Origin of the sequence: Cellulomonas aerilata, from assembly GCF_007991755.1 — a bacterium.
GTDB classification, from domain to species: Bacteria; Actinomycetota; Actinomycetes; order Actinomycetales; family Cellulomonadaceae; genus Pengzhenrongella; species Pengzhenrongella aerilata.
The window spans coordinates 77,441-89,014 of the sequence record NZ_BJYY01000016.1; the positions used below are offsets into that span (position 1 = coordinate 77,441).

General features: G+C 76.4%; 9 protein-coding genes. 4 read left to right on the forward strand and 5 right to left on the reverse strand.

The window, feature by feature from the left end; genetic code table 11:
- Positions 1–5: 5 nt before the first annotated feature.
- Together CAE01nite_RS13085 and dacB are read right to left on the reverse strand one after the other, a co-directional pair.
- Positions 6–1,094 (reverse strand): Rv3626c family coenzyme F420 biosynthesis-associated protein, encoded by a 1,089-nt coding sequence (locus CAE01nite_RS13085; RefSeq protein ID WP_146905292.1) that lies wholly within the window; start codon positions 1,092–1,094, stop codon positions 6–8.
- A 48-nt stretch (positions 1,095–1,142) separates the two neighbouring features.
- A complete protein-coding gene (gene dacB / locus CAE01nite_RS13090) occupies positions 1,143–2,558 on the reverse strand; it encodes a D-alanyl-D-alanine carboxypeptidase/D-alanyl-D-alanine endopeptidase (protein WP_146905295.1) in 1,416 nt (471 codons plus the stop codon).
- Between the two features lie 199 nt (positions 2,559–2,757).
- Here dacB and CAE01nite_RS13095 point away from each other — a divergent pair, with 199 nt between their 5' ends.
- Positions 2,758–3,261 carry an inorganic diphosphatase gene (locus CAE01nite_RS13095; protein ID WP_146905298.1) on the forward strand — a complete coding sequence of 168 codons (504 nt, stop codon included), beginning with the start codon at positions 2,758–2,760 and terminating at the stop codon, positions 3,259–3,261.
- Between the two features lie 198 nt (positions 3,262–3,459).
- Here the strand turns inward: CAE01nite_RS13095 and CAE01nite_RS13100 are convergent, their stop codons facing one another.
- On the reverse strand, positions 3,460–4,926 hold the full coding sequence (locus CAE01nite_RS13100) for a C40 family peptidase (protein WP_146905299.1): 1,467 nt from the start codon (positions 4,924–4,926) through the stop codon (positions 3,460–3,462).
- A gap of 428 nt (positions 4,927–5,354) precedes the next feature.
- On the opposite strand from CAE01nite_RS13100, the gene CAE01nite_RS13105 reads away from it, so the two are divergent.
- The 3 genes from CAE01nite_RS13105 (at position 5,355) to CAE01nite_RS13115 (ending at position 9,070) form a co-directional block, all read left to right on the forward strand.
- Entirely contained in the window at positions 5,355–6,677 is a 1,323-nt protein-coding gene (locus tag CAE01nite_RS13105; RefSeq protein WP_146905605.1) for a bifunctional o-acetylhomoserine/o-acetylserine sulfhydrylase, read from the forward strand.
- Between the two features lie 175 nt (positions 6,678–6,852).
- Positions 6,853–8,019, forward strand: coding sequence for a homoserine O-acetyltransferase MetX (gene metX / locus CAE01nite_RS13110; RefSeq protein ID WP_246131215.1), 1,167 nt, complete (start codon positions 6,853–6,855; stop codon positions 8,017–8,019).
- A gap of 88 nt (positions 8,020–8,107) precedes the next feature.
- Positions 8,108–9,070, forward strand: coding sequence for a zinc-binding dehydrogenase (locus tag CAE01nite_RS13115; RefSeq protein ID WP_146905305.1), 963 nt, complete (start codon positions 8,108–8,110; stop codon positions 9,068–9,070).
- 11 nt (positions 9,071–9,081) lie between these two features.
- On the opposite strand, the gene CAE01nite_RS18215 is transcribed toward CAE01nite_RS13115, so the two are convergent.
- Positions 9,082–11,112: a restriction system modified-DNA reader domain-containing protein gene (locus tag CAE01nite_RS18215; protein ID WP_186816583.1), complete on the reverse strand. Its 2,031-nt coding sequence runs from the start codon at positions 11,110–11,112 to the stop codon at positions 9,082–9,084.
- 105 nt (positions 11,113–11,217) lie between these two features.
- Complete coding sequence (locus tag CAE01nite_RS13125) at positions 11,218–11,514, reverse strand: MTH1187 family thiamine-binding protein (RefSeq protein ID WP_146905307.1); 297 nt, start codon at positions 11,512–11,514, stop codon at positions 11,218–11,220.
- Positions 11,515–11,574 lie beyond the last annotated feature (60 nt).

Genomic DNA, 11,574 nt, shown 5'->3' on the forward strand with positions numbered 1-11,574 from the left:
CCGGGTCAGCCGTGCACACGTCGCACCCAGGCGGTGGGGTCGGCTATCTCCGCGGCGGTGGGCAGGTGGTCCGGCCGGCTCCACACGGCGTTCAGCCCGTCCTGGCCCACCCGCCGGCGCACCCGCCGGACGAACGCGGCCCCGTCCCGGTACTGCGCGAGCTTGAGGTCCATGCCGAGCACCCGGCGCAGCACCCGGTCGGCCGCGCCGCGGTCGGTGGAGCGACGGCGCTCGAACCGGGCGCGGATCTGGCGCAGGGACGGGACCACCGTGCGTCCGACGGCGTCCATGGCGACGTCGGCGTGCCCCTCGAGCAGCGCCATCACGGCGCCGACCTCGTCGAACAGCCGCCGCTCGTCGGGCGGGAGCAGGACCTCCGGCCCCGAGCCGCCGTCGCGGCCCCGCACCGCTCGGGCCAGGCCGGTGGCCACGGCGATCGCGCCGTCGCCGGTCAGGGGACCGTCGGCGTCGGCCAGACCGGTCAGGAGCAGGCGCAGCCGCGAGCGCAGGTGCTCCTCGAGCCAGGGCGCCGCGGCGAACTGCAGCGCGTGGGTCTGCTCGTGCAGGGCGACCCAGAGCCGGAAGTCTCGGCCGTCCAGGTGCAGCTCGCGCTCCATCCGGGCCACGTTGGGTGCGACGAGGAGCAGCCGGCCCGGGCGACCGTCCTCCGGTCCGGAACGGGTGAACGGGTCGAACTGCCCCAGCACGCGTCCGGCCAGCAGGGACAGCACCCCACCCACCTGCAGGGCCCCGGCTGAGCGCGCGGCGGCCGATGCCGGACGCCCGCCCGCGGGGAGCGTCACGCCGCGGGTGAGCGACTCCAGCATCTCGGTGTTGGCCCGGGCCCACCCGGTGCGGTCCACGACCACCACCTGCGACACGTCGACGGACGGTCGCCCGTCGGCCGGGGTCATCCCGGTGACCTCCACGACGTGCCCGGTGGCCTGCGCCGCCGCGCGGCGCAGGTCCGCGACGAGGTCGGTCATCTCCTGGCGGCCGCCGGCCCGGCCGGGTCGCACGAGGCGAGCCGCGACCTGGGCCGCGACGTCCCAGTCGACGGGCAGGCCGCTCGCGGTGGCTGCGCTGGTCCTCACCCCGTCACGGTAGCCGTGCCCCGAGGAGCACCGGGGCGCCGCACGGCGTCAGCGGCAGCCGCAGGACGCGAGCCGGCTGACGAACGCGTCGATCGCCGTCCGCGGTGCCCCCTGGCCGCCCGGCGGGGTCGCGTCCGCGACGACCGCGAAGAGCAGCGCGCGCCCGTCGGCGTCCAGCACGGTGCCGGCGAGCGAGGTGACCCCCGCGAGGCTGCCGGTCTTGGCCCGGACCTGCCCGGCCGCGCCGGAGCGCAGGTACCGGTCGGCGAGGGTGCCGCTGTACCCCGCGATCGGCATGCCCACCGCCACGGCACGCAGCTCGGGGTGGGCGGGGTCCGTGACGACCCGGAGCAGGTCGATCAGCAGGCGCGCGGAGAGGCCCGACCCGTCCGCCAGGCCGCTGCAGTCCGACAGGTGCGCCCCCGTGGTGTCCACCCCGAGGGCGCGCACCTGCGCGAGGACCGCCTGGGTGGCGCCGTCGAAGCTGCCCGGCAGGCCGGCGTCGACGGCGACCAGCCGCCCCACCATCTCGGTGATCGCGTTGTCCGACGTGTGCAGGAAGTAGTCGACGATCTCCCGCATCGGGGCGGAGCGGACCTCCGCGAGCGGCAGGGCGTCGGCGGGTGCCGTGGACCGGACCGGCTCCCCCTCGACGGTGATCCCCTCGGCCGCCAGCGCCTGGGCGAAGGTCCGGGCGGCGGAGCCGACGGGGTCGGTCTGGCGCGGCGAGTACTCCACGTCCGTGCGCAGCTTGGCGATGTCGACCGCGAGCGCGGTCACCGGCGCGGTGAACCCGTTCGCCAGGTGGCTGGGGTCCCAGGCCGGGCTCAGTGCCGGGCCGCTGAACAGCGAGTCGTCCACGCCCACGCGCACCGACGTCGTGCCGGCCAGCGTGAGCTCGCGCGCGGTGGCGCGGGCGAGGTCGCCCAGGCCGGCGTGCCCGTTGACGGCCCCCGGGTCGCCGGCTCCCGCCGCGAGCAGCATGTCCCCGCCGCCGACCAGGACCACGGCACCGTCGGCGCCCCGGACGGCGCGGGTGGCGACGGTGGCCTCCGGACCCAGCGCGCTGAGCGCCGCGACCGCGGTCACCAGCTTGGCGGTCGAGGCGGGGATCTTCGCGGTCACCGCGTCGTGTTCGGCGAGCACCTGCCCGGTCAGCTGGTCGGCCACCACGAGCCCGACCGACGGGCCGAGCCGCGCGTCCGCCACGAGCTCGCCGGCGAGGGCGGCGACCGGCGCGGTCGCCGGCACCGGCGCCGCGGGGTCCAGCGGCGCGAGCGCCTCGGCGAGGTCCGGCGCGACCACGGCGCCCGGCGCCCGCGGGAACGGGCGGGGCGCGGGCGGGACCGGGTCGAGCGTCAGCACGCCGGGGACGACGTCGTAGGCGTCAGCGACGCCGTAGCCGCCGGCCGCGAGCACCACGACGAGGGCACCGACCCCCATCACGCGTGCCACCCTGGCCATCGGCCTCCCTGTCTGCTGCCGCGCCCCGCGGACCTGTCGTCCCCCGGACGGCGGCACCCTGCGCGCCCGGTGCTGTCACACTAGTTTCTCCAGACGCGCGACGAGCCGACCGACGGCTGTGCTGCGCTCGACAACTCGTCGCCCACCGGGCCGCGGTGGCCAGCCGCCGCGCGAAGGCGGGCATGCGGAAAGGACTGCCGTGGAGTTCGACGTCACGATCGAGATCCCCAAGGGTCAGCGGAACAAGTACGAGCTGGACCACGCGACCGGGCGGATCCGCCTGGACCGCATGCTCTTCACCTCGACGCGCTACCCCGACGACTACGGGTTCATCGAGGGCACCCTCGGCGAGGACGGCGACCCGCTGGACGCGCTCGTGCTCCTCGAGGAGCCGACGTTCCCGGGCTGCCTGATCCGCTGCCGTGCGCTCGGGATGTTCCGCATGCGCGACGAGGCGGGCGGCGACGACAAGGTGCTGTGCGTCCCGGCGGGTGACCAGCGTGCCGCGTGGCGCCAGGACATCGACGACATCTCGGACTTCCACCGCCTGGAGATCCAGCACTTCTTCGAGGTCTACAAGGACCTGGAGCCGGGCAAGTCCGTCGAGGGCGCGCACTGGACCGCGCGCGACGAGGCGGAGGCCGAGATCCAGCGCTCGCGCCAGCGCGCGATCGACACCGGCTACTACACGAACGGGCACTGACGCCTCACGACGCCGTCGGTCAGGGACGCCGGAGCGCTCCCTGACCGACGGCGTGCGCGTCCCTGACGCAGCCCCGGGACGTCACGTCCGGGTCGTCCACCACGCCGACGTGGTGCACGTGGCGTTCGTCCTGCCCGCGCCGATCACACGCGACGGTCAGGACCTCGGGCGGCGCGCTGCCGTCGGCGCGGGGCACGGTCAGGGGCGACCGGCGAACGGCATGGTGTTCGCCCAGCGACCGGCCATCGAGGAGATCCGGGTGGGGACGCCCGGGCGGGCGGCCTCGACGACCTGACCACCGCCGGCGTACATCGCGACGTGGTAGACGCTGGACGGGTCCGCCGGGTCGCTGCCCCAGAAGATGAGGTCGCCGGGACGCAGCGCGTCGTAGCTGATCTTGAGCGTCTGTCGGTACTGGTCGCGCGACGTGCGCGGCAGGGTGAGCCCGGCGCTGCGCCAGGCGGCGCCGGTGAAGCTCGAGCAGTCGTACTGCGTGGGGCCGTTCGCGCCGAGCACGTACTCCAGGCCCAGGTTGGCCTTGGCCCAGGCGACGGCGGCGGCGCCCTGCCCGGCCGAGCCGCGGGACGTGCCGGTGCCCAGTCCCGGCGCGGCGGGTGCGGGGGCGGGCGTGGGGGCCGGCGCAGGCGCCGGTGCCGGAGCCGGCGCGGGTGCCGGGGCCGGCGCGGGCGCGGGGGCCGGCGCGGGCGCGGGGGCCGCGGCCGGGGGCGCGCTCGGGGCCGGGGCCGCCGGTGGCGGGGCTGCCGGGGCGGGCGGGGCGCTCGGAGCGGGCGCAGCCGGGGCGGCTCTCCCGGCGGCCGCGGGCGCCGCCGCGGCCGGTGCCGCTGCGGTCGGTGCGGTGCTCGGGGCAGCGGTCCGCTGCGCGAGCGCGGCGGCGTCCACCCGAGCGGCGCGCTCGGCGTCGACACGGTCCTGCCGGGCCCGCTCGATCTCCGCGCTCGTGCTGCGCGCCGCAGCCAGCTGGACGATGAGGGACTCGCGCTGGGACTCCGCCGCGGCGACGGCCCTCTGGGCCTCGTCCTCCGCCTGCTCGGCGGTCGCCAGCGCCGTCTCGGCGGCGGCCGCCGCGTCCTTGCTCTCGTCGACGGCGGCGTCCGCGCGGCGCTTGAGGGTGTCCGCGACGACCTTGGCCGCGCGGAACTGCTGCACGGCCCGGTCCGCCTTGCCGCCGAGCCGGCTGAGCGCGGCGCTGCGGTCGACCATGTCGTCGAAGCCGTCGGCGGACAGGAACGCCTCGACGCCGTCGACGGCGCCCCCCGAGCGCCCGGCCTGCACCGCGATCGCCACCAGGGTGCGGCGGGCGGCCTCCATGGAGACGCTCGCGTCCTGCAGGCGCTGGGCCGCCTGGGCGGACTCGGCCGCCGCGGCATCCCGGTCCTCCGCGGCCCGCAGGTACGCCTCGGCGGCGGTCCGCGCGGCGACGTCGGCCTCGTCGCGGGTGGCGCTCAGCCGCGCCAGCTCGACCTCGATGCCTGCGACGGCGCTCTGCCCGGAGGCCACGGCGTGACGGGCGGCGCGGGCCTCGTCGTCCGAGGGGGTGACGGGGGCCGCTGCCGCGGTCGCGGGGGCCATGAGGCCGGCGAGCACGCCCGCGGACAGCAGCGCCGCGGCAGGGCGGCGGGTCCGGGCTCGGTCGTGCACGGTCACGGTTCTGCTCCTCGAGGGCACGTCGGCGGTGACCGCGGACGCGGAGCACCGGAGCGACGTTAGCCACAGAAATCACACAAGGAAACAGCAGTCACACCAATCACTCGAGTCACACCGATGTCATTCGCCCCTGACGCGGACGAACCGGGCACGGCCCGCGCGGCGATCGGGTGAGGGCGCACCAGTGCCCACATGGCGAGAAGCGAGTATCACGATCTGGCGGTGCCTGCGTAGGGTGCGAGCCATGTCCCGCCGAATGTGTCGCTGACCGCGCACGTCCGGCTGCGCCTGCAGTCCGTCCCGCCGCACCGCTGCGGCCGCGGACGGCTCCGGCTCACCCCGCGTGCCACCCACCCACCCCACCCTCGCGGGCGGGCGGGTCAGCACGCTGACCTCCCTCCGCGAGCCTGCCCCCAGGAGCCATGGAGATGAACGACACCCCGCAGTGGTCCTTCGAGACCCGCCAGGTCCACGCCGGCCAGACCCCCGACACCGCCACCGGCGCTCGCGCCCTGCCGATCTACCAGACGACGTCGTTCGTGTTCCCGGACGCGGGCGTCGCCGCCGACCGGTTCGCCCTGAAGGACCTCGGCCCCATCTACACCCGGATCGGCAACCCGACCACGGAGGTCGTGGAGAACCGCCTCGCCTCCCTGGAGGGCGGCGTCGGTGCCCTGCTCCTCGCCTCGGGCCAGGCCGCCACCACGTTCGCGATCCTCAACATCGCCGAGGCCGGTGACCACGTGGTCGCCAGCCCCAGCCTGTACGGCGGCACGTACAACCTGCTCCACTACACGCTGCCCAGGCTCGGGATCACCACCACGTTCGTCAGCGACCCGCACGATCCCCAGGCGTGGCGCGACGCGGTGCAGCCCAACACGAAGCTGTTCTTCGCCGAGACGGTCCCCAACCCCCGCTCGGACGTCCTCGACATCGCCGAGGTCGCCGACGTCGCCCACGAGGCCGGCGTCCCCCTGGTCGTGGACAACACCGTGGCGACGCCGTACCTCATCCGGCCGATCGAGTTCGGCGCCGACGTCGTCGTGCACTCCGCGACGAAGTACCTGGGCGGGCACGGCTCGGCGATCGGCGGGGTGATCGTGGACGGCGGCACGTTCGACTACGCCCAGCACCCCGACCGCTTCCCGCAGTTCAACGCGCCCGACCCGAGCTACGACAGCCTCGTCTACGCCCGCGACCTGGGGGTGGGCAGCGCGTTCGGCGCCAACCTCTCCTACATCCTCAAGGCCCGAGTCCAGCTGCTGCGCGACCTGGGCTCGGCGATCTCGCCGTTCAACGCGTTCCTCATCGCCCAGGGCATCGAGACCCTGTCCCTGCGGATGGAGCGCCACGTCGCGAACGCCCAGCGCGTCGCGGAGTGGCTCGAGGCCCGCGACGACGTCCTGTCGGTGACCTACGCGGGCCTGCCGTCCAGCCCCTGGTACGCCCGCGCGCAGAAGTACGCCCCGCGGGGGCCCGGTGCGGTGCTGTCCTTCGAGCTCGACGGCGGCACCGAGGCGGGTCAGGCATTCGTCTCGGCGCTGCGGCTGCACTCGCACGTGGCCAACATCGGGGACGTCCGGTCCCTGGTGATCCACCCGGCGTCGACCACGCACAGCCAGCTCACCGTCGAGGAGCAGGCGCTGTCCGGCGTCACCCCCGGGCTGGTGCGGCTCGCGGTGGGCATCGAGCACATCGACGACATCCTCGCCGACCTGGACGCCGGCTTCCGCGCGGCCAAGGTGGCCTGAGCGCCGCGTGAGCGTCCCGCCGGCCCGCCCGTCCGCGTCCGTGCCGTCTCCCCCGGGGGTGGCCGACGCGGGCGGGCGCGGCAGCACCCGCGGTGCCCGCCTAGATTGGTCTGCTGTGCCTCTCGAGCGTGAGATCTCCCGCGGCCGGCTGCCGGCCGCGCCGGCCACCGGGACGCTGCCCACCCCGTCCCCGTCGTCGCCCCGGGTGCGCCCGGGCGTCCCCGTGCCCGCCAGCTCGGCCTGGCGCGAGGGCGACGACCCGGGCCGCCGCCGGTTCGCCGACGTCGGGCCCCTCGACCTCGAGGCAGGTGACCGGCTGCCCGCCGTCACGATGGCGTACGAGACCTGGGGCACGCTCGACCCCGACGGCGCCAACGCCGTCCTGGTCCTGCACGCCCTGACGGGCGACTCCCACGTCACCGGACCGGCCGCGCCGGGGCACCGCACCGCCGGGTGGTGGCAGGACCTGGTCGGTCCGGGGGCGCCCATCGACACCGACCGGTGGTACGTGGTCGCGCCCAACGTGCTCGGCGGGTGCCAGGGCACCACCGGACCGGCGTCCGACGCGCCGGACGGGCGACCGTGGGGCGGACGGTTCCCGTACGTGACCGTCCGGGACCAGGTCGCGGCGGAGATCGCGCTCGCGGACGTGCTGGGCGTCGACTCGTGGGCGCTCGTGGTGGGCGCGTCCATGGGCGGCATGCGCGTGCTCGAGTGGGGCGCGATGGCGCCGGACCGGGTGCGCGCGCTCGCCGCGATCGCCACCACCGCGCAGACGTCCGGGGAGCAGATCGCCTGGGCGCACACCCAGCTCGCCGCGATCCGCGCCGACGCGCACTTCGCCGGCGGTCACTACTACGACGCCGCGGACGGCGAGGGCCCGCACGTCGGGCTCGGCATCGCCCGGCAGATCGCGCACACGACGTACCGCAGCACCCGCGAGCTCGACGAGCGGTTCGGCCGCATCCCGCAGCACGGCGAGCAGACGCTCGGCGGCGGCGGACGGTTCGCCGTGCAGTCCTACCTGGACCACCACGGCGACAAGCTCGCGCGACGGTTCGACGCGAACTCCTACGTGGCGCTGACCGAGTCGATCCTGTCCCACGACCTCGGTCGTGACCGCGGCGGGGTGGAGCCGGCGCTCGCCGAGATCACCGCTCGCTCCCTCGTCGTGGCGGTGGACTCCGACCGCCTGTACCTGCCCTCGCAGTCGGAGCGGATCGCGGCCGGCATCCCGGACGCGACCCTGCGGACCATCCACTCGGACTTCGGCCACGACGGGTTCCTCATCGAGGCAGACCAGCTCGGGCCGATCGTCACCGAGTTCCTCGCCGGGGCCTGAGCCGGTCAGCGGTCGCTGGTCGCGGTCGGCCGCCCTGCCTGCCAGCCCGGGGGCTGTCCTGCGGGACGGCCGCGCGTAGGTTGACCGGATGCTCGCCGCCTACGCCGCCCGGCTGGACCCCCGCGACTCTCTCGACGGCCTCGAGGTCGGCGATCGACCCGAGCCGGAGGCCCGTGAGCACTGGACGACCGTCGACGTGCGCGCCGCGTCGGTCAACCACCACGACCTCTGGTCGCTGCGCGGGGTCGGGCTGCCGGTCGAGCGGCTGCCCATGGTCCTGGGGACGGACGCGGCCGGGACGACGCCGGACGGACGGGACGTCGTCGTGCACGGGGTGATCGGCGCGAACGGGCACGGGGTGGGCCCGACCGAGACCCGGAGCCTGCTGTCCGAGCGCTATCCGGGGACGTTCGCGGAGCGGGTCGCGGTGCCGAGCTGGAACCTGCTGCCCAAGCCGCCGGAGATCACGTTCGCCGAGGCGTCGTGCCTGCCGACGGCGTGGCTGACCGCCTACAGCATGCTGTTCACCCGCGGCGGGGCGGCGCCGGGCGACCGGGTCCTCGTGCAGGGCGCCGGCGGCGGGGTGTCCACCGCGGCGGTGCTGCTCGGCGCCGCGGCGGGGCTGGAGGTGCACGTGACGAGCCGCGACGGGGGCAAGCGTGACCGTGCCCTCGCCCTGGGGGCCGCCGGCGCGACGGAGCCGGGCGGGCGCCTGCCGACCCGGGTGGACCTCGTGGTCGAGACCGTCGGTGCGGCGACCTGGGGCCACTCGGTCCGCTCCGTACGGCCGGGCGGCACGATCGTCGTCGCCGGCGCGACGTCCGGCGATGCGTCCCCGGCCGAGCTGACCCGGCTGTTCTTCCAGGAGATCCGCGTGCTCGGGGTCACGATGGGGACGCGCGAAGACCTCGCGGCCCTGCTCAACCTGCTGGTCCGGACCGGCGTCCGGCCGATCGTGGACCGCGAGCTGCCGCTGACCCGCGCGCGGGAGGGCCTGGCGTACCTGCAGGCGGGCACCCAGTTCGGCAAGGTCGTGCTCACGCCCGCCTGAGCCGCTCGGCGTCAGGCGTCCCGGGGCTCCGGGCCGGCGCCCGCCGGCGCCGCGGAGTCGATGGAGCGGGCCTCGCTGTCGGCGGTCGCCCCGGTCGCCTCGCTTCCGGCCGTCGCCTCGGTCACCTCGGTCGCCTCGGTCGCCTCGGTCGCCTCGGTCGCCTCGGTCGCCTCGGTCGCCTCGGTCGCCTCGGTCGCCTCGGTCGCCTCGGTCAGGGTCGGGCCGCCGTCGCCCACGCGCCACGCGCGCCAGCCGTCGAGGGGTGACTCCGCGTCGGCGAGCACGGTCGCCGCGACGTCGGGGTCGGCGACGACGACGCCGTCCGGCAGCTGGAGGAGCCCGTCGGGCCGCAGGACGACGACGAAGCGCTGGCCCCGACGCAGCCGGGTCCAGACGAGCTCGGCCGCCTCGCCCAGCCGTCGCGCCAGCCCGGCCAGCGCGGGAAGTGCCACCGGATCTGCCGGTTCGCCAGGCGCCGCGGGCTCGGCGTCGTCGGCCGGCTCGGTCCCGGGCTCGGCGTCGTCCCGGGGCTCGCCGTCGTCCGGCTGCGCGTTGGCAGGTGCGACGGCGGTCGGCGCCTCGTGCGCCGGACCACGGGCCGCGGGCTCGTCGGCTGCGGCGTCGGCCTGGGGTTCCGCCGCGGCCTCCGGCTCGGGACCGTCGGGGGCGGACGCCGCCTCGTCGGGCGCACCGGTCCCGTCGGTCGGGTCGGTCGCGGTCGCGGCGAGGTCCTTCCCGGACACGTCGCCGACCACCTCATCGGCGTCCTGGGAGTCCTCGGCGACACCGGGTCCTGGTTCGGCTGCCACGACGGACATGGCCGGTGTGCCGTCCTCCAGCTCGGCGACCTCCACACCCACCGGCTCTGGGCCTGCGGCCTCCGACGGCTCGACTGCCCCGTCAGCCGGCTCGACCTCGTCGCCAGGCCCGGTGTCCTGGGCCGGCGCCCCTTCCGGGGCCGTGGAGTGCTCCCCCGGCGCATCGCCCTCGTCGTGCGGCGGCGCGACCTCGGCGAGCACCTCGGCGTCGTCCACCACGGCGGCGTCGTCCGAGCCCTCGACGTCCCCCAAGCCCTCGGCCTCCGACCCCTCGGCGTCGACCAGCCCCTCGGCGTCCTCCGACCCCTCGGCGTCGTCGGACGTCGCCGGCGGCGTGTCGTCCACCACCGGCGCGCTCGGCTCCCCCGCCGGCTCCGGCTCCCCACCCGGGGCCTCCTCAGGGTGCGACGGGTCGGGGGCGTCGTCGGGCCACGCGGCGGCGGGCTCGTCCCGAGCCGCGGGCACCGGACCGACGGGGACCGGCAGCACGGACGGGAACGTCCCGCCCGGCGCGAGGGCGCCCACGACCCGCTCCCGGTCGGAGGCGGCGGGCACGACGTCACCCGGCGCCGGCGTCCCGGCCCCGGTCAGCACGGGCAGCGCGCCGGTCGGCGGCACGGCACGCAGGCTCGACGGCTCCACCGGACGGCGGGCGGGCAGGTTCGGCGCGAGGGGGGAGACCTCGGCGTACCGGCGGCCGTCGGCCCCGCGCAGCACACCGAGCTGCAGCACCTCCAGGCGCCGTCCGGGACCGCGCAGGAACTCCACGGCGTCCACCACGTTCTCGGCGACCTCCGAGCACAGCAGGAACAGCCGCGCCCCGCCGTGCCGCGCGGCCGCGTGCGCGCGGGCGACCGGGACGGTCTCGCGGAACGCGACCAGGTCCGTCGCGAAGTCCTCCGGCCCCGACCGGTAGGCGCGTGCCAGGTCCACCGAGCTCATCCGGGCCGCCGCACCGGCGTGGCGCAGCGCGCGGGTCAGGGCGCCGCTGTCGAGCAGCTGCACGACCTCGACGACCACGGGCTGGCCGGCGGCGTCCACGGCGAGCAGGTCGGGCTGGTCGGACCCGGGAGCCCCCGCGGCGACCGGGAACAGCGGCTCACCGAGCAGGCTGACCAGGTGCTGGGTGACCAGGGCGCGGCCGTCGGTGTCGAACGTCCCCGCGGCAGGCTGCATCGGCTGCAGGACCGTCGGACGCCCGGTCTCGAGCTCGAAGATCGGCATGCGGCGCTCCCTGTGCGGGGGTCGGTCCCCCGGTGGTGTCGTCCTGAGGTCGTGCGGTGGTGCCGGCTGCGCACCACGGGCCGCGGTGGACGGCGGCCGGGCGGGTCAGTCGGTCGCGAGCCGTGCCTCGACGCGGTCCACCTTGCCGGTCAGCTCGCCGGTGCGGCCCGGCCGGATGTCGGCCTTGAGCACCAGGGACACGCGGGTGCCGTGCCGTCCGGCGGCCTCGGTCGCCCGACGGACCACGTCCATGCACTCGTCCCACTCCCCCTCGAGGGTCGTGAACATCGCGTCGGTGCGGTTCGGCAGGCCCGACTCGCGCACCACGCGGACGGCGTCGGCCACTGCCTCGGTCACGGAGTCGCCGGAGCCCAGCGGCGCGACGGAGAAGGCGATCAGCATGGGGTCCACTGTAGGCAGAACCGGCCGGGCTCCGGCCCCGGGGCGCGGGGCCTGCCCGAC

What these genes read in the sequence shown, in the direction of transcription:
- CAE01nite_RS13125 (WP_146905307.1), bottom strand. Translation starts at nt 11,514, where the DNA reads ATGCTGATCGCCTTCTCCGTCGCGCCGCTGGGCTCCGGCGACTCCGTG.
- CAE01nite_RS13115 (WP_146905305.1), top strand. Translation starts at nt 8,108, where the DNA reads ATGCTCGCCGCCTACGCCGCCCGGCTGGACCCCCGCGACTCTCTCGAC.
- dacB (WP_146905295.1), bottom strand. Translation starts at nt 2,558, where the DNA reads ATGGCCAGGGTGGCACGCGTGATGGGGGTCGGTGCCCTCGTCGTGGTG.
- CAE01nite_RS18215 (WP_186816583.1), bottom strand. Translation starts at nt 11,112, where the DNA reads ATGCCGATCTTCGAGCTCGAGACCGGGCGTCCGACGGTCCTGCAGCCG.
- CAE01nite_RS13105 (WP_146905605.1), top strand. Translation starts at nt 5,355, where the DNA reads ATGAACGACACCCCGCAGTGGTCCTTCGAGACCCGCCAGGTCCACGCC.